This window comes from Paenibacillus sp. FSL L8-0708, from assembly GCF_038009325.1.
In the GTDB taxonomy this organism is placed as follows: Bacteria; Bacillota; Bacilli; order Paenibacillales; family Paenibacillaceae; genus Paenibacillus_AQ; species Paenibacillus_AQ odorifer.
This window is the reverse complement of the sequence record NZ_JBBPBC010000001.1, coordinates 6,675,707-6,693,627: the sequence shown is the minus strand read 5'-3', so window position 1 is coordinate 6,693,627 and position 17,921 is coordinate 6,675,707. Positions and strand designations below refer to the sequence as shown.

Genomic DNA, 17,921 nt, shown 5'->3' with positions numbered 1-17,921 from the left:
GTTAATAAGGGAGTCGGGATAACAATGAAAGCGATAGAACACGGATATGAGGAGCAGCCCGTTATGGTAGGAAGTGACGAGTTGGAGCAAATTGAGATCGAGCTGCTCCTTGATGGAGTACACCGTTTATATGGATATGATTTCCGGAATTATGCGTTGCCTTCTTTGAAGCGACGTATCTGGCATCATGTGCATGCGGAGAATGTACACAGCATATCCGCGCTGCAAGAAAAGGTGCTGCATGATCGTGCCTGTTTTGAACGATTTGTCTATAGTCTCTCCATTCCGGTTACCGAAATGTTTAGGGACCCGGGGTTATTTTTAACGTTTCGCCAGAAGGTAGTTCCGTTGTTGAGGACTTATCCCTATATTCGTATCTGGCATGCTGGATGCTCCACTGGTGAAGAAGTATACTCTATGGCCATCCTGCTTCATGAAGAAGGGCTTTACGATAAGGCTCGGATTTATGCCACAGATATGAATGAGCGTTCTTTACAGCAGGCTAAGGAAGGCGTCTATGATATTAGCAGAATGAAGCAATACACTAAGAATTATTTGGAGGCGGGAGGTACCCGGGCATTCTCTGAATACTATACAGCGAAGTATAACTCGGTTATTTTACAGCCATATTTACGCAAAAACATTATATTCGCTGAGCATAACTTGGCTACAGATACTTCTTTTAATGAGTTTAATGTTATTTTCTGCCGCAATGTGATGATCTATTTCAATGATGAGCTGCGGGATCATGTTCACGGCTTGTTTCATGAAAGTTTAAGTCGTTTTGGAATACTTGTTCTAGGCTCTAAAGAATCCATTCACTTTACGAAGTACAGCGATTGTTATGAGTCTTTGGACAGAGTAGAAAAAATATACCGTAACATAAAATAACGCATGAAGGAGGGTGGTCCTATGGGGTTTCAAGAACCAATTCATATACTACTAGTAGATGACCGTCCTGAAAATCTGCTGGCGCTGGAGGCGGTACTTGAAAGCCAGCATTATGAGCTAGTCAAAGCCACCTCCGGCGAAGAAGCGCTGCGGTGTTTGTTAAGGTATGATTTTGCTGTCATCGTACTGGACGTGCAGATGCCAGGTATGGATGGGATCGAGACCGCAAAGTTGATTAAAGCCAGAGAAAAAACAAAGGAAATTCCGATTATCTTTATCTCTGCGAATAGTAAGGAAGCGGAGCATTTATTCGCGGGCTATTCTGCAGGGGCTATTGATTATATGGTCAAGCCCTTCATTCCACAAATTCTGAAGTCTAAGATACAAGGTTTTGTCGAGATGTATATTACGAGCAAGAAGCATCAGACTCAGACCATGCTGCTGCAGCAAAAGACGAAAGAACTGGAAATCATAAATAGTGAGCTCGTAAAGGCTAAGGAAGAGGCGGAGATCGCCTCCAAAGCGAAGTCGGAATTTCTGGCTATGATGAGTCATGAGATTCGTACACCAATGAATGGCGTAGTGGGTATGATTGATTTATTAATGGAGACTGACCTTGCTCCTGAGCAGAAGGAGTATTCCGAGATCATTCGGAAAAGTGCAGACACGTTGATTACGGTTATAAACGATATTCTTGATTTCACCAAAATGGAATCCGGTAAAATGGAAATCGAAGAGCAGCTGTTCGAACTTCGCACATGTATTCAAGAGGTGTTCAGCCTCTTTTCGGTGGAAGCGGGAAAAAAGAACCTGGAGCTCGCTTATTTTATCGATCAGAAGTTGCCTAGACTTTTATATGGAGATATGGCCCGTTTACGCCAAGTATTAATTAATCTGATTGCTAACGCAGTTAAATTTACGAATCAAGGCGGTGTCTATTTAGTCGCTTCCATCAAAGAAACATCTGGGAACAAGGTAGAAGTCGAGTTCACGATCATGGATACAGGGATTGGTATTTCTCCAGAGAAATGCGACCGATTGTTCCAACCGTTCTCACAGCTGGATTCTTCAATGACACGGAAATACGGGGGGACAGGGCTTGGTTTAGCCATATGTAAATCCCTTGTAGGCATGATGGGCGGAGAAATACGGGTAGAATCCATGGAGCAAAAAGGAGCTACCTTTATTTTTACGATACAAGCATCCGTACCTGGAGAAGATTTGACAGGAGGTTATCAAGAAGAGGAATCGCCTCATCTTCTTCTTAATCAGGAGAGCAGAAGCCGAATCCTTGTTGTAGATGACCATCCTATCAATCAGCGTCTGATGGTTAGCATGCTAGATAAGCTCGGCTATGAAGCTGATATGGCTGAGGACGGGAAACAGGCTGTGCAAATGGCGCTTAAGCAGCCCTATGATTTTATCTTTATGGATCTCCAAATGCCAGTAATGGATGGCCTGGAGGCAACCGCTCAAATCCGTCGAGAAGGCGGTCCGGCGGCTGAGAAGACTATTATTATTGCAATGACTGCGAATGTCATGGATGGCATCCAGAATCGCTGTAAAGCCTCAGGAATGGATGACTATATCAGCAAGCCACTTAAGATGAGTAGTATTAAGCAGATTATCTCTCGGTATTCTAGCAGCGATAATCGGATGGTTGAAACAGATACCTCTATTTTTCAGGCGTAACCCAAGATTTACTAGTTTATATTTTAATGTTATTTGTTTCAAAGGTAGGACTATGAGGTTATTAATATAGAAAATATTTATCAGGAGAGATCGTCTATGAACACGCATAAAAGTAATAAGTTTCACGCTAAGACAGAGACAAAAGAAAGTGTATGTACGGTTTTCCTGAATGGTGAACTTGATCTATCCGTGGCTTCCGATTTCCGTTTGGTAATGGAGCCGCTTGTAGGTGATACGAAGCATGATTTAGTAATAAATCTTAAAGAATTAAAATACATCGATAGCACGGGTATTGGTATTCTACTTTCGATCCTGAAATCAAGACAAGGTATGGACGTTAAGTTTATGGTTGAGGATGTTCCTCCCCAAATTCAGAAGCTGTTTGACATGACTGGTATTACCAAGTTTTTTGCCTCCCAAGAGAATTCCCACTAGGAAAGGATAGAACAAAGAATGAGTGATGATGTGCAAAAAGTAATTCTTCAGCTGCCGGCTAGCGCAGAGTATGTGGATATTGTTAGGTTGAATTTATATGGTATTGCTTCAAAAATGGGCTTCACCTACGAAGATATTGAAGATATGAAGGTAGCTGTATCAGAGGCGTGTAACAACTCAGTATTGTACGCCTATGGACAACAAGACGGAATGGTGGATGTAATCTTTGAGGTGGGTGAAAGTGCCCTATCCATTACAGTCAAAGACGAGGGGGAGAGCTTTGACGGTTTGGAAGACTCGTCCAGTGAGCGTATGACACTGCATGATAAAGAGTTAAGTGACGTTCAGGTCGGCGGTTTAGGGTTCTACTTAATGCAAGCGTTGATGGATGACGTGAGCGTCGTAAGTGAGGCCGGAAGAGGGACGGTAGTAACTTTGAAGAAGCACCTTAACTTTAGCGAGGAAAAGGTATGAGTGATAAGGTGACTCCCCCCGAGTCCATGAATGAAGCAGTCACCCAAATTTGGGAATATCAGCAGACTAAGGATAATGAACGCGCAACAGTGCTGATTAAGAAATATGAGCCTATGGTAAAAATGGCTGCTGGAAAAATTTCTCGCAACCGCCCCGACTTGTATGAGGATTTATATCAGGTCGGGCAAATGGCGCTCATCCGGTTATTACAGCAATATGATATTAGCCTTGGAATCCCTTTTGAGCCCTATGCGATGAAAAGCATGATTGGACATATGAAGAATTTCCTACGTGATAAATCTTGGTACATACAGGTACCTAGACGGATAAAAGAAAAGGGAGCACTTGTTCAACACGCGATTGACGAACTAACAGTAAAGCTGGAACGTTCGCCTGCGGTGGATGAGATTGCTCATTATCTTGATTTGTCTGTTGAAGAAACTGTAGAAGTACTGGCGGGCAGAGAATGTTATCATTACGTCTCCCTAGACTCGCCCCTTTCTCAAGAGGAGACAGGAGCCACACTAGGCGAGCTGATCAGCTCTGACGCAAATGATTACGAGACCGTAGAGAAACGTATGGATTTGCAGCAAGCACTAGGTCAATTGAAGGAACAGGAGCAGCAGGTGCTGCTGTTAGCGTTCCAAGATGGACAATCCCAGCGGGCGATCGCCCAGAAGCTGGGGGTATCACAGATGAGCGTTTCACGCATACAGAAGCGGGCCACTGAGAAGTTAAAGCAGATTATGGCCAACTCTTCCTATTGAGTTCCTGTATGGGTAATATACATTTTCGACGATAAGGACATGCCTCTCTCCGCTGACTGGAGACCCGCATGTCCTTTATTTGTATACTGTTGTAGACTTATTCCCCCGCTTGTCCGTCCAACCTAGAGGATTAGACGGACAAGCGGGGGAAGCGGTCGATAGTTGGGGAATAGATTGATAGTCTTGCGGTTAGCTATTAGCATCAATGTATTTTTTAATTTCGCCAAGATACTCTCCGATTACTGGAACATTAAGAAAAAGACTAAGAATGTAGCCTAATAAACCAAGGACTACAAATGTTCCGAGAGATAGTCCAAGTCCCCGAGATATACCGGCCATCAGGTTTGTGATGATTCTTTTTTTCGGATCTGAATAGTTGTCGAGAATGTCTTTGAATTCTGATTTTTCCAGTGAGTGAGCGATCTTATCAAGACGACTGTTTAAGCGTTTCACTTCATGTCGCAACTCGAAAGGATGTTCATCAATTTCATAAGGTTTTGTTTGGTTATTTGAATCTGCCATGCGCCATCCCTGCTTTCTATAGCCCGAACGGGCATTAATTAAATGTCTAGTTGTATCTGCTGATGTGAATAAAGGTGTAACTAAACAACAGCCAGCTGCGGTCAGCTGGCTGTTGTTTGTTAAAGTGATAGCTGTATGATGCCGCAGATTAGTAATTGGATTTATAGGAGGATTTTACATCCTCTTTCGCATCCTTAGCCTGATTGGCAACCTCTTTAGAGGATGCTTTAGCTTCATCAGCTACGTCTTTAGAGGCGTCTTTAACATCCGAGCTTACATTGCTTGAGGCTTCACTTACAGTGTCACCAATTTTACTTCCAGCCTCTTGAAGAGTGGCGGCAATTTGTTGTTTGCTGTCACTGACAGTGGTATAGATATCAGAAGCTTTATCTGACACCGTACTAGCCAAATCGGTTGCTTTTTCGCCAACGGTTGTCGCAATAGCTTTGGTTTTGTCAGTTACGGCACCAGCAACTTCTTTGGTCTTGTCTGTAGCTTGAGAAAGTTTATCTGACAGATCACTGCGCATTTCACGACCAGGCTTTGGTGCAAATAGCAGGGCTGCTGCGGCACCAATTAAGCTACCAATAAAGATACCTTTTAATAAGCTGCTTCCGTTCTCTACTTCATGTTCTACGTTACTCATCACCAATCACTCCTTATAATTTATCTTACTTCGTATATAAACTTTGGCGTATGGGCTGAAACAGTTGAAGAGCAAGGGAGAGATTACGGGAGTTTAAGGGAGGATACGGTAACCTAGAGGGCTTTAGGTCATATAAACCGCGTTTTTAAGGCTTTATCAAGATTTGTTTATGCGCAAAAAGAAGGGCGAAGACAGGCTGTGATATGCAGCATATGTCTCCATCCTTCCACGATTGAATTTATAATGTTACGGATTAATCATTAACGGCTTGGAGTACCGCATAGCCGAATTCAGGCAGATTCAGATGCAGCTGGGATGTGGAGGTTTCAGTCCGTTTCTGCGTCTTTAGATTTACCCATATCGTGTCTGCTCCGGTTACAGGAATGATGACTTCGGCCATAACATCTTCATTGTTCAATACGATTATGAACCGGCTTTGTTTGTCCCACCGCTCATATACAAGCAGCTTTGGATAACCCGGAATCTCCAGCGCTTTAAATCCACTGCTCCGGAATGCGGGATGAGATTTACGAAGGCTGATCGTCCAGCGATAGTATTCGAACAATTCTTGATTCTGTTTCTGGGAGTCCCACTCCATACATTTTCGGTTGTCCGGATCGTATCCGCCATCCATGCCGATTTCATCGCCATAATAAACACAGGGTGCTCCTTGAAAGGTCATCTGGAACAAAACGGCCAGCTTTAACTTCCTGATGTCACCGCCACAAAGTGTCAGGAAACGAACTGTATCATGGCTGTCTAGCAGATTAAAGGCGGCTTCCGTAATTTGCTGCGGATAATTCGCTAGCATAGTAGCAACCGACTGAGAGAATTGTGCAGCATTGATCTGTCCGTGAGCGAAAAAATTAATTTGAATATTCGTTAGCGGGTAATTCATAACGGCGTCAAATTGATCGCCAAGCAGCCACGGCAAGGAATCATGCATGATTTCTCCTACGAGATAGGCTTCTGGATTAATGCTTTTGATCGTACTGCAGAATTGCCGCCAGAACGAATGGGAGACTTCATTTGCGACATCAAGCCGCCAGCCGTCTATACCGATTTCCTCGATCCAATAGCGGCCTGCATTCAGTAGATATTCTATGACTTCAGGATTCTCAGTGTTGAACTTAGGCATGATAGGCTCAAATGCAAAGGTGTCATAGGTGGGAATTCCGTCGATGACCTGTGGCGGCCACTCGCGTACATGGAACCAATCCGCATAACGTGAAGATTGCCCGTTCGCGAGCAGATCAACAAATGGCGGGAAGGTATGACCGCAATGATTAAAGACACCGTCCAGGATGACACGGATGCCTTTGGAGTGACAGGAGTCCACAAGCTCTTTCAGCAATGTATTGGTGCCAAAATGAGGATCGACCAAATAATAATCTTTTGTATCGTATTTATGATTGGTGGTTGCCGCAAATAAAGGATTAAAATATATAGCATTGATGCCCAATTCACAGAGATAATCCAAATGATCTAGTACACCCTGTAAGTCCCCTCCGAAGAAATTCCGAGGACTCGGCGTGCCGCCCCATTCCAATACATCTGTCGGATCGTTGGTGGGATCCCCATTCGCGAAACGCTCCGGGAATATTTGATAAAATACTGCATCTTTCACCCACGATGGAGGGGAGTGCACATCTTCACGATTCAAAAATGGAAAGTCGAACAAGCCTTCATATACCACAGCAGGTGGCTCTGGATAAAAACCTTTTTCTAAAAAATAAAGAACTTCGTCTTTGTCATAAAGCGCAAAGTAATACGCGAGTCTGCGGTAAACAGGACGGACGGAGGCTTGCCAGTAATCGAACAAGCCGTCAGAAGCGAGGCGCTGCATTGGAATGACCTCATGCGTTTTGTCCCAGCCAAATTTATCTCCACAGAAAAGATCGATCTGTGATACGTTGTCCCGCTTAGTTCTTATGCGAATATGAAGTGTAGACTCATCGTAGGCATATGACCAATTTTGTCCCATACGGTGATAAACGGCTTCCGGTTGAATCATACTCATTTTCCATCCCTTCGGGCATGTAAACGCAAAAAAGGGCCAACCTCATGATTTTCAGAGGTTGAACCCTTGGCGGTTTCATTGCCTTTAAATTTGTCTGCATCTTACCATAACCCTCAAGAGCAAAGCAAGAGGTTATTTCACAAGAAATTACAATATGGAATATTTAGTATGTGGTAGGGATAAAGAGAAAATAAAAGAAAAGAAAAGATAAACTTTGTTAAACCGTCTTTTTTGGACTTATACTCTGATTGCAATCAAAATTATGGATATTATAGAATGAGGGCGAACGAACTTGATTTTTCATAACACGCATTCAAATTAAAGGCACTGTTACCTGGAAAGGTACAACCTCGGCACTTTGTGCAAATGAGGTTGTACCTTTTTTATATGCTTTTTTTCAATGCGGGTTAGGTTTAATCACTCATGAACGAAGGGGAGATGAGCAAATGAAGAAGAGTAAACGTTCCAAAATGCAAGCGGTAACATTTAGTTTAGTCCTATGCCTGCTGTTAACTTTGACGGTCACCGCATGCGGTTCAGGCAATGGGAACTCCGCATCAAAGCCGAATTCGAGTCCGAATTCCGCAGTGAACGAGCCGGGGGGAACCACAAATGAGACAAATACTTCCGGAGAGAATACCACCGATGAGGAAATGAAACCAGAAGCAGGGGCCAAACTGATGGTCTGGGAAGCCAAGGAGCAGCTTGAGTACATGAAGCAGATTGCTGCTGATTTCGAAAAAGAATATGGTGTTCCCGTCACAGTTGAGGAAATGGCAGGTGGTGATCAAGGCGCAAGACTGGCGACGGATGGTCCGTCTAAACTTGCTGCAGATGTGTTGACTCTGCCCCATGACCAGATCGGGCAAGCCGTAAAAGCAGGGCTGCTTTTGCCAAATGATGTTTTTGAGGAAGAAACCAAATCAACGATGGTGGCAACAGCCGTTCAGGCATCGTCTTATGATGGCATTCTTTACGGTTATCCTAAATCGGTAGAAACCTATGCGCTGTTCTACAACAAGGACCTGATTCCTGACGCTCCTAAAACGTGGGATGATGTGATTGCTTTTGCAGATACGTACAACAATCCGAAGGAAAACAAATTCGCAATCATGTGGGAATTCGTCGGATATTACAGCTATCCGTTTATTGGCAGCTTCGGCGGATATATTTACGGAGACAACAATACGAATTTCAAGGATATTGGATTGAACAATGAAGGCACTATCAAAGGGTTTACGTTTCTGCAGAGCCTCAAAAAAATTCTGCCTTTGAATGCAGGAGATATCACTTATGACGTGAAAACACAGTTGTTCCAAGAAGGTAAGCTGGCGATGAATATCGACGGGCCGTGGTCCATAGCGGCGTTTAAGGAAAATGTTAACCTGGGTGTGGCGCCTCTTCCAAAGGGACCTGACGGTCAAGACAGTCTTTCTTTCTCCGGGGTCAAATCGTATTATGTCAACTCATATACGGAATATCCGGTCGCAGGCCGTTTGTTCGCACATTTTGCAAGCAATAAGGAGAATCAGCTTAAGAATTTTGAGATGACGGGAGCGATTCCTGCGAGTATAGAGGCTGGAGAAGCGCCGGAAATCAAAGATGACCCTATTATTGGCGGATTCTTCGAGCAATTCCAAAATTCCGTTCCAATGCCTTCCGTTTCAGAAATTAAATCGGTCTGGGAACCCCTAAAAGCAGCGTTTGTGTCCCTGTGGAACGACTCAAATCTTGATGTTAAACAGACGCTGGATCAGACTGTAACCACGATTCAGGCCGATCTGGAGTCGAAGTAAAGGGCAGGTGATTTAACCATGAGGAAGAAAACAGGCGCAGCGCTACTCTCGGCTATTATTCCGGGACTGGGCCAGTTCTACAACCGGCAGTGGCTGAAAGGATTGGTATTCCTGCTGGTGGGGTCTGCTGGAATCTACTATATTGCTCATGATCTGATGGGACATTTGCATGGCTTAATTACGCTTGGTGAATTTCCAAGCCGTATGGTCAAGGTAGGCAAATTAACCCGGATGGTGGAAGGCGACCACTCCATTTTTATGATGATCAATGGTCTAATGGCATTGCTGGCGCTGCTCTTTTATACAGCTTTTCATTTACTGAACATCAGAGATGCATTCCTAGTTGGAGCTGCACGGGACCGGAAAGAGCCCATTCATTCATTCGCTGAATCGCTCAGAGCTATGGGGCGGAGGAATTTTGCCTATCTTGTCCTCGCGATTCCCTTTGTGGCCGTGGTTTTTCTGACGATATTACCACTTGTTTTTTCGGTGCTACTGGCGTTTACGAACTATGCCGACCCGATTTTACCGCCAGCACATCTGGTAGACTGGGTGGGTTTCGGTAATTTTAATAAAATGCTTAGTCTGGATGTCTGGAGTTCCACCTTCGGTGGAGTGCTGACTTGGACCTTGATCTGGGCGGTTATTGCTACTGCGACGACTTACATTGGAGGTGTGCTCATTGCAGTACTTATTCACCAGCCACGGGTCCGCTGCAAAAAGCTTTGGCGCACACTTCTGATCGTTCCATTCGCTATTCCCAATATGATTTCTCTGCTCGTCATGCGCAATATGTTCAATAATCAATTCGGACCGATCAATAGTTATTTAAGAGCCTTGGGACTGGAGGGTGTGGCCTGGCTAACCAATCCTTTCTGGGCTAAGGTCACTGTAATTCTGGCTAATATGTGGATCGGCATTCCGGTAACCATGATTCTGGCCTTCGGGGTGCTGACAACAATTCCGAAGGATATGTATGAAGCGGCAGAAGTAGACGGTGCTGGGTCATTTTATAAATTCCGCATGATTACGCTGCCCATGGTATTGTTCGCAACCGCACCTATCCTGATTATGCAGTTTGCCGGCAACATTAACAGCTTTAATGTCATTTATCTAATGACTAATGGAGAACCGGTTAATCCTAACTACCAGTACGCGGGCCACACTGACCTGCTGGTGACTTGGCTTTATAAACTGGCGCTGAACCAGTCACAGTACAGCTTTGCTTCTGTCATCGGGATTGTCATCTTCCTGATGGTCGCGACATTCTCCATCTGGAGCTACCGGCGGACGCGATCCTTTAAAGAGGAGGATATGATTGCATGAAGCTAAGACTGACGGAAGCGTTAAAAACGTTTGGAAGCCATTTATTGCTGATTGTGCTCAGTTTTATTAGTCTTTTCCCAGCCTTCTGGATTATTATGTCTTCGTTCAAAACAGGAAACAGTTTGTTCAGTGACTCATTGATTCCTAAGAATTTCACCTTTGTTCATTACAAGGAACTGTTTGAGCAAACTAAATATTTGTTATGGTTCATGAATACGCTAAAGATTGCGGCGTTGTCTACGCTGCTCGGCACCTTTTTGCTGCTGCTGACTTCGTACGCCATTTCTCGTTATCGATTTACGGGCAGAAAAACTACACTAACCACGCTCCTAGTTCTGCAGATGTTTCCGGGATTTATGGCTATGATAGCAGTTTACGTGCTGCTGAACACACTTGGGCTACTGAATTCTCATTGGGCACTTGTGCTCGTGTACAGCAGCGGTGCTATTATCACGAATGTTTTTGTGGCTAAAGGTTTTTTTGATACGATTCCTAAAAGCTTGGAAGATGCTGCGCGAATGGATGGGGCGAGTCATATGAAAGTATTTCTTTCTATCATGATCCCGTTATCTAAGCCGATGCTCACCTATGCCAGCCTTATGATTTTCAACGGCTGCTTTGTGGATTTTATATTCGCCGACCTTGTATTGCGTACGGAGGATACAAGAACGCTCGCCGTTGGGCTTTACCGGATGGTGAACCAAAGTAACTCAACCGAGTTTACGTTGTTCGCTGCCGGAGCGGTATTGGTCGCTCTCCCAGTCACGCTGCTGTTCATTTTCCTACAGCGTTTCTTGGTGGATGGCCTGACCGCAGGTGCAAGCAAAGGATAAGACGAACTGCGCTACCCTTGTGAGGCTACGCTGAATTCCATAAAAACCGCTTTCTACTCAGAGATCAAGGTTCTGAGAAGGAAGCGGTTTTTTATATTTTATCCGGTTTCTAAAATCTTCTTGGTGGGGACAGGATTGAAGAATAATGAAAATAGGAGTAGAATTCCTCATGGAACCAACACTTAAGGGAGTTTGTAGAGTACTCAAAAATCCCGGAGCACGGGGTTATTTTCTAGCATTTATTAAATGTGAATACTAATAAGTCCTTGTGAGTTATAGAGCATCTAGTTAAAAGAGGAGAGAAATCATGGAAACCGTATTAGTACGAGAGTATCGGGCGGATTTGCTGGAATGTGTCCATAGTGGGCATATTGCCATCGTAGGAGAGAACGGAAATTTAAAGGGGTATGCAGGTGATCCGGAATTTGTATCGTTCACCCGTTCAGCTGCTAAACCCCTTCAGGCTATTCCAGGCGTACGTGGGGGGATTGTGGAGCATTACGGCTTTACACCCGCAGAGGTTGCCCTGATGACCGCCTCTCATCGGGGAGAGAGCTACCATGTAGCTGCGCTAGAGAGCATATCCTCCAAGATTGGCATCGATGAGCAACAAATGATCTGTGCAACGAGTTACCCGCTGGATTATTCCAGCAGGGAGAACGCCATTCGTGGTGCGGGCAAAAGAAAGTTCTATCATAACTGTGCGGGCAAGCACATGGGTATCTTATCTTACAGTAAGCTCAAAGGTTTGCCGCTTGAAGAATACTCACAGCCGGAGCAAACGGTGCAGCGTGAGATTATCGACACCATTGCTTATATGGCCGGTGTGGCCCCAGACAGTATCGGTTTAGGTACGGACGGATGCGGGCTGCCGGTATTTGCTCTGCCTCTGACCGCCTTGGCGACGGCCTATTTGAAATTAGCCAATCCGGATTTGATTGCAGATGAAGCTACTCGCAAAGCGGTTACTACTATTACAACGGCAATGAATGCTTATCCGGAGATGGTTTCTGGATCTGGTCGCCTTGATTCTATTCTTTTGGAAGATGATAATATTATTGCTAAGGGTGGATTTAAGGGTGTGTATTGCTTCGGCTTACGCCGTGAGCGACTGGGGATTGCCTTCAAGATTCTGGACGGGTCGGAAGAAGAGTGGGGACTTATTGTACAGGGAATTTTAAATCAAATTGGTTATAGTCAGAAAAATACCTTGGAAAAGCTGCGCAATGCATTTTCAGGCGTGATTTACAATGACGGGGGTACACGAGTAGGCCATGCGGATACTGAGTTCAAGCTTAATTTCATAAAGTAGGATCATATAAAAAGAGCCCTTCGACTACGAATCCATCTTCTGGATACACAGCGAAGGGCTTTTTTCTACGAGAAGCGGTGGTCATCTTTAAAGGACGGCAACATCGGTTCTTCTTGTAATAGGGAGAACTATTATTTATGACGTAGACGGCCGAGTTCGGAGACGAGTGCTTCCACCTGAGAAATACTCAGTCTGTCGCTGCCCATGGCTACCTCATAAACATCATAGATATCTTCATAATGATCTACTGAAAAAGCGGAGGCTTGCATCGCCGCGGCACTGGCCATTTTTAATTTGTTCTTGATAGCCTCGATCATATACTCAACATTTTCCTGACTAGGCTTTGTTAAATCCATTAGGTTAAAACATCCTCTCTGTATACTGATTCATGTATTTTACCATGTTTGGCAGGTTGACCACCATTTTTTTGTCGGGTTCACTGAAATCATGTTAAATTAAAGGCATGAGATCAAAAATATCATCGAAGGGAGGAAATGTATTGGCAATCAGAGAACAGGGAAGCGGAAAACGCATTAAAATGGACGATGCTGGATTAGTGTCCTTTTTCATGGAAATAGCTGCTCTGCATTCCGCCGAGGAAGTCACGTTCCTGTGCATTGGAACAGATCGGTCTACAGGAGATGCACTCGGTCCGCTGACGGGCAGCAAACTTGTGGAACATGGCTTCCGACATGTAATCGGTACGTTGCCGTCTCCTTGCGATGCAGATAATTTGGTGGCCAGAGTGGCTGAGATTCCCTCCGGGCATATTGTAGTTGCGGTAGATGCTTGTCTGGGTCCTCCGATCGCGCTTGGATATTACTTCGTTTCGAGTGAGCCACTGCAGCCTGCACAATCGGTGGGGGCAAATCTTCCAGCCGTAGGTCACTATAGTTTGGCGGCCGTTGTAGATATGAATGGCCCGAAACCCTATAGAACGTTGCAGACCACTCCACTGCATAGAGTGATGGTTATGGCAGAACATATCGCTATAGCGGCAGCAAAAGGATTCGGACTCCAGTAGTACCCATTGGGCACTTAAAAATAAGTTGTCCGTTTCAAGGCGGGCTGTTTTGCTTAATAATAGATATTAGACACATTATCTTAGTATTCTAGAAAGAGGGAAGCAGCCATGGAAAGAGTTCGTTGTGACGGAAGCAATATATGCTACAGTGATCAGGGGAAAGGCGAAGTTATTGTATTGCTGCATGGCTTTTGTGGAAGCGCTGAATATTGGGAACAAGTCATTCCTGTCTTAAGCAGCGGCTACCGAGTGATTGCTCCCGATTTACGTGGTCACGGAGCTTCGGAAGCTCCATTAGGACCTTATAGTATTGAACAAATGGCAGATGATGTTCTGGGTCTGTTAGATTCGCTGGAGATTGCTGAATGCATCATGCTTGGTCATTCGCTTGGCGGATATATTACGCTATCGTTTGCTCAGCGTTATGCTTCTCGATTGAAAGGCTTTGGATTAATTCATTCTACTGCTTATCCAGATAGTGAAGAAGCTAAGGAAAAACGACTGAAGAGTGTCAGCGCGATTCAAAATGAAGGGATTACTCCTTTCGTAGACAGCTTCGTACCAGGATTGTTTGCTGAAGCAACCCCTTCTACATCTCCACAGCTGCTGGAGCGCGCTAAAGAAATCGGCTACAAAACGCCTCCACAAGGAGCGGCAGGAGCTGCACTGGCGATGCGTGAGCGTCCAGATCGACGGGATGTAATTACGGCCACTACGTTGCCGGTATTGCTTGTTGCTGGCGAGCAGGATGGATTGATTCCTGCTGAACGAACCTTTACTGCGGATAAACCGAATATAACGCAAGCAACGATATCGGGTGTAGGCCACATGAGTCTTTTTGAAGCTCCTGAACGGTTAGCCGAGATCATAAAGGATTTTGTTCAGGCTTCCGTTTTAGACAATAGCCGCGTATAAAAAAAATATCTACAAAGAGGCAGCACGGCGCCATTATGGCGTGTGCTGCCTCTTTTTTTAAGGACTATCTAATGATCTGGTATTTTCCTTAACTGGCATAGAATTCGGCAATGGTTTAAGATAAATCAATAGAATAACTTAAGTGGTCTGAGTCCTGAATTTTTTGCTACCACAGTACGGAAAAGGAGGAATTGCATGTTTCGAAGAGACTATATTGTCCGGATGATCGAAGATATGACGGCGATGGTTGCCAAGGTATTTTCTCTGAAGCAGGAACGGAAGACGACAGAAGCTTTATGGGAAATCGATGAGCTGTTGAACCGGCATTTTCCGCTGAATTCACGTCTTTTAAATTCACTATCTGTAGAAGATATCATAGATATGTTTCGTTTTGGCGGTGTGGTTGAGTCCGATAAGCTTCAAGGTTTGGCCAAACTGCTGAAGGAAGAAGGCAGCATTTATGCGGCAAATGGCGATAAGGATGCAGCATTATTTAGAAGTATGAGAGCTTTACACTTATATTTGTACGCGGATCTTCATGGAGCAGACAGGGAGCTGCTGCATATGACTCAGGAAATTGATGAACTCTTGCAGGATGTGCAGGCCTATCGTCTCCCGTCTAAAACGGAGCGGCTACTGTTGGAGTATATGGAGTCGGTAGGACGATATAGTAAAGCGGAGGACAGCCTCTACCGGCTGTGGGAGCAAGGAGAAGATGTTGTAATAGAAGGGGATAAGCTGTACAATCGGCTGCTGCTCAAATCATCTGCAGAATTGGAACAAGGTGCCCTTCCTCTGGAGGAAGTAGAGCAGGGGTTAAAAGAGTGGGGCAGGGTAACAGCGATACGAAAGGAAGCAGGAACCTGATGAATACGATGAATATCCCTTTATATATTATCGATGCTTTTGCAGAACAGGCTTATTCAGGCAATCCTGCGGCGGTATGTTTACTGGAGCATCCCGTCGATGAAGGTTATATGCAGAAGACAGCAGCGGAAATGAACTTGTCAGAGACAGCTTTTCTCTGGCCAGAGGAAGAGGGATATCGCTTGCGATGGTTTACACCTAAAGTTGAGGTCAAGCTGTGTGGGCATGGGACTCTAGCAAGTGCGCATGTACTATGGGAGAGCGGATTGCTAGCGCCTGACATGGAAGCAAGGTTCTATACACGCAGTGGGTTGCTCAGAGCTTCTCGTTCAGGAGATTTGATCTCACTGTACTTCCCGCCTTATCAGCTTCAACCCTCTCCTGTAATTTCAGGTCTCGCAGCAGCACTTGGTATTGCAGAAGCCAATGTGGTGGAAACTATGCGATATGCTGACAATGTACTTGTACGACTGGATCAGGAAGCCCGGGTTCGCGAACTCAGCCCTGACTTCGGAGCTTTATCCGGGCTTGAAGGGAGAGGTTTCGCGGTTACCGCAGAAAGCTCTATCGAAGGTATTGATTGTATATCACGTTTTTTTGCGCCGAAGGTAGGAGTGAATGAGGATCCGGTAACAGGCTCAGCGCATACTGCATTGGCACCTTTTTGGGCGGATAGACTCAATCGTACGCAGTTGACCGCTTATCAAGCTTCGAAACGTGGAGGTTTGCTTCAGTTAGAGGTAAGTAAAGACGAGATTAAGATGTCTGGGCGAGCATTAACTATAGTTAGTGGAGAGCTGCATGTTAAGCCCTGCTAGAACAAGGAACGCCCCTTGTTAACACGTGATATAATGAACGATGATGGTTAGGAGACATAGATTCTCCATTTTTAATCCCGAAAGTGAGATGTGCGTTGTGGAATCTTTAACAGCTCTAATTGAACAACTAATTAATGACCGTACTTTGATTACGGCTACCCTAAGTCAAGTACGTTATAAAGGCGAAAATTGTACCAAAGTGCAGGTTAAACCTGTTGAACTAAAGGGGAAGCTGCATTATCAGTTTGCGTCCTATATTGGTACAAAGGTAGAACATCGCAACGTACCCGCAGAGTTAGCGGCGGAAGAAATATCTCTTTTATTTAGAGAAACGTATCGGCAAGGTTTGTTGTGTACAGTAGAAGCCGATTATCAGGTGCTTATTAGTAAGAAATTCAAAGTATCAATCCTAACCAAGTCTCCAAGTAAAAAGGAAGAGCCGGATCTAGCTCACAACCGTCGCAAACGTTATGTGCTGGAGGATGGAGAGCCTGTGCCATTTCTGGTGGAGCTTGGAATCATGAATAAAGAAGGTAAAGTGCTGGCCAAAAGATATGATAAGTTTCGGCAGATCAATCGTTTTCTGGAGATGGTAGAGGACGTGCTTGCCGATCTGCCAACAGGCCGACCGTTGACGATTGTGGATTTTGGCTGTGGAAAATCATATTTGACCTTTGCGCTGTATCACTATCTGACCGTTCGCAAGAAGCGGGAGCTTAATATCATTGGGTTAGATTTAAAAGCAGATGTGATTGAGCATTGTAACGAACTTGCTGCCAAAATCGGTTATGATCACTTGAAGTTCTTCGTGGGTGACATTGCCGAGTATAATGAGCTGGAGCAAGTGGACATGGTGATCACACTCCATGCTTGCGACACAGCTACCGATGCTGCCCTTGAAAAAGCAGTACGTTGGGGAGCGTCTGTTATTTTGTCCGTGCCTTGCTGCCAGCATGAATTATTCGCACAAATCGAAAATGAAGTAATGAGCCCTATGCTCTCGCATGGCATATTGAAAGAGCGTTTTTCCGCCTTGGCTACAGACGCCATTCGCGCCAAATTGCTCGACATGATGGGTTATAGTAGCCAGCTGCTGGAATTCATCGATCTGGAGAATACACCGAAGAACATTTTGATTCGTGCCGTTAAGAGCTCCGCCGGAGACAACTCCGTCAAATGGCGTGAATACACCGCATTCCGCGATTTTCTGGGAGCAAAACCCTACCTCGAACGCGTATGCGCCGATCTGCTTCCTACTGAGAGTTCGGTAGAAGGGTAGAGGATATTAAGGTAGAAAGCGTAGGACGGTGCAGCTCATGCGATCTAATGGTGAGTTGATTTAGTTGTACTTTGTGCAATTAAATATGCTCTGAAGCTGCGTTTTAGTGATTTAGTTGCACTTTGTACACTTAAAAACGAACAATACTCCGCATATGGCGGGATTCTCGAAAAACAGTTGCACAAAGTACAATTAAAGTGGAAGTCAGCAGCGAAAGCACGGGAATAGCTGCACTTTTTACAACTATATAGCTTTTTTGATGAGAATTCGGATAGTGCAGCAAGTGTGATCTAATGGTTAGGAC

The 17,921-nt window shown here is 44.8% G+C and carries 18 protein-coding genes; 14 read left to right on the top strand and 4 right to left on the bottom strand.

Going from position 1 to position 17,921, the window contains the following annotated elements:
* Window positions 1–24 precede the first annotated feature (24 nt).
* The 5 genes from NYE58_RS31385 (at window position 25) to NYE58_RS31365 (ending at window position 4,259) form a co-directional block, all read left to right on the top strand.
* Window positions 25–891, top strand: a complete 867-nt coding sequence (locus NYE58_RS31385; protein WP_051491113.1) for a CheR family methyltransferase — start codon at window positions 25–27, stop codon at window positions 889–891.
* A 21-nt stretch (window positions 892–912) separates the two neighbouring features.
* The gene (locus tag NYE58_RS31380; protein ID WP_076128677.1) at window positions 913–2,583 is read left to right on the top strand and encodes a response regulator; all 1,671 of its coding nucleotides are present in this window, start codon (window positions 913–915) and stop codon (window positions 2,581–2,583) included.
* 96 nt (window positions 2,584–2,679) lie between these two features.
* Window positions 2,680–3,018, top strand: a complete 339-nt coding sequence (locus NYE58_RS31375; RefSeq protein ID WP_076128675.1) for an STAS domain-containing protein — start codon at window positions 2,680–2,682, stop codon at window positions 3,016–3,018.
* An 18-nt stretch (window positions 3,019–3,036) separates the two neighbouring features.
* Window positions 3,037–3,492, top strand: coding sequence for an anti-sigma B factor RsbW (rsbW, locus tag NYE58_RS31370; RefSeq protein ID WP_036680217.1), 456 nt, complete (start codon window positions 3,037–3,039; stop codon window positions 3,490–3,492).
* A complete protein-coding gene (locus NYE58_RS31365) occupies window positions 3,489–4,259 on the top strand; it encodes a sigma-70 family RNA polymerase sigma factor (RefSeq protein ID WP_076128673.1) in 771 nt (256 codons plus the stop codon). The genes rsbW and NYE58_RS31365 overlap by 4 nt, the downstream gene beginning before the upstream one ends.
* 189 nt (window positions 4,260–4,448) lie before the next feature.
* Here NYE58_RS31365 and NYE58_RS31360 read toward each other — a convergent pair whose 3' ends face one another.
* The 3 genes from NYE58_RS31360 to NYE58_RS31350 form a co-directional block, all read right to left on the bottom strand.
* Window positions 4,449–4,781, bottom strand: coding sequence for a DUF5665 domain-containing protein (locus NYE58_RS31360; RefSeq protein ID WP_036680215.1), 333 nt, complete (start codon window positions 4,779–4,781; stop codon window positions 4,449–4,451).
* Between the two features lie 148 nt (window positions 4,782–4,929).
* Window positions 4,930–5,427, bottom strand: coding sequence for a YtxH domain-containing protein (locus tag NYE58_RS31355; RefSeq protein WP_076128671.1), 498 nt, complete (start codon window positions 5,425–5,427; stop codon window positions 4,930–4,932).
* A 253-nt stretch (window positions 5,428–5,680) separates the two neighbouring features.
* Window positions 5,681–7,447 (bottom strand): glycoside hydrolase family 13 protein, encoded by a 1,767-nt coding sequence (locus tag NYE58_RS31350; protein WP_305953968.1) that lies wholly within the window; start codon window positions 7,445–7,447, stop codon window positions 5,681–5,683.
* Between the two features lie 446 nt (window positions 7,448–7,893).
* Between NYE58_RS31350 and NYE58_RS31345 the strand changes: the two genes are divergently transcribed.
* From NYE58_RS31345 to NYE58_RS31330, 4 genes are all read left to right on the top strand, one after another.
* A complete protein-coding gene (locus NYE58_RS31345) occupies window positions 7,894–9,243 on the top strand; it encodes a sugar ABC transporter substrate-binding protein (protein WP_256715815.1) in 1,350 nt (449 codons plus the stop codon).
* Between the two features lie 18 nt (window positions 9,244–9,261).
* Window positions 9,262–10,569 carry a carbohydrate ABC transporter permease gene (locus NYE58_RS31340; RefSeq protein ID WP_076128669.1) on the top strand — a complete coding sequence of 436 codons (1,308 nt, stop codon included), beginning with the start codon at window positions 9,262–9,264 and terminating at the stop codon, window positions 10,567–10,569.
* Window positions 10,566–11,402 carry a sugar ABC transporter permease gene (locus tag NYE58_RS31335; protein WP_076128667.1) on the top strand — a complete coding sequence of 279 codons (837 nt, stop codon included), beginning with the start codon at window positions 10,566–10,568 and terminating at the stop codon, window positions 11,400–11,402. Before NYE58_RS31340 ends, NYE58_RS31335 begins: the two co-directional genes overlap by 4 nt.
* A gap of 307 nt (window positions 11,403–11,709) precedes the next feature.
* A complete protein-coding gene (locus NYE58_RS31330; protein WP_076128665.1) occupies window positions 11,710–12,714 on the top strand; it encodes an asparaginase in 1,005 nt (334 codons plus the stop codon).
* A gap of 131 nt (window positions 12,715–12,845) precedes the next feature.
* Here NYE58_RS31330 and NYE58_RS31325 read toward each other — a convergent pair whose 3' ends face one another.
* Entirely contained in the window at window positions 12,846–13,070 is a 225-nt protein-coding gene (locus NYE58_RS31325; RefSeq protein WP_036680203.1) for a DUF1128 domain-containing protein, read from the bottom strand.
* Window positions 13,071–13,213: 143 nt separating this feature from the next.
* Between NYE58_RS31325 and yyaC the strand changes: the two genes are divergently transcribed.
* The 5 genes from yyaC to NYE58_RS31300 all read left to right on the top strand — a co-directional run bounded on the left by yyaC (window position 13,214) and on the right by NYE58_RS31300 (window position 17,617).
* Window positions 13,214–13,738 (top strand): spore protease YyaC, encoded by a 525-nt coding sequence (gene yyaC / locus NYE58_RS31320; RefSeq protein WP_248549634.1) that lies wholly within the window; start codon window positions 13,214–13,216, stop codon window positions 13,736–13,738.
* A gap of 108 nt (window positions 13,739–13,846) precedes the next feature.
* Entirely contained in the window at window positions 13,847–14,653 is an 807-nt protein-coding gene (locus tag NYE58_RS31315) for an alpha/beta fold hydrolase (RefSeq protein WP_076277154.1), read from the top strand.
* Between the two features lie 195 nt (window positions 14,654–14,848).
* Entirely contained in the window at window positions 14,849–15,520 is a 672-nt protein-coding gene (locus tag NYE58_RS31310; protein ID WP_076128661.1) for a DUF6483 family protein, read from the top strand.
* Window positions 15,520–16,338, top strand: a complete 819-nt coding sequence (locus tag NYE58_RS31305) for a PhzF family phenazine biosynthesis protein (RefSeq protein WP_256719029.1) — start codon at window positions 15,520–15,522, stop codon at window positions 16,336–16,338. The genes NYE58_RS31310 and NYE58_RS31305 overlap by 1 nt, the downstream gene beginning before the upstream one ends.
* An 88-nt stretch (window positions 16,339–16,426) precedes the next feature.
* Entirely contained in the window at window positions 16,427–17,617 is a 1,191-nt protein-coding gene (locus NYE58_RS31300) for a class I SAM-dependent methyltransferase (protein WP_076303094.1), read from the top strand.
* The last annotated feature ends 304 nt before the right edge of the window (window positions 17,618–17,921 follow it).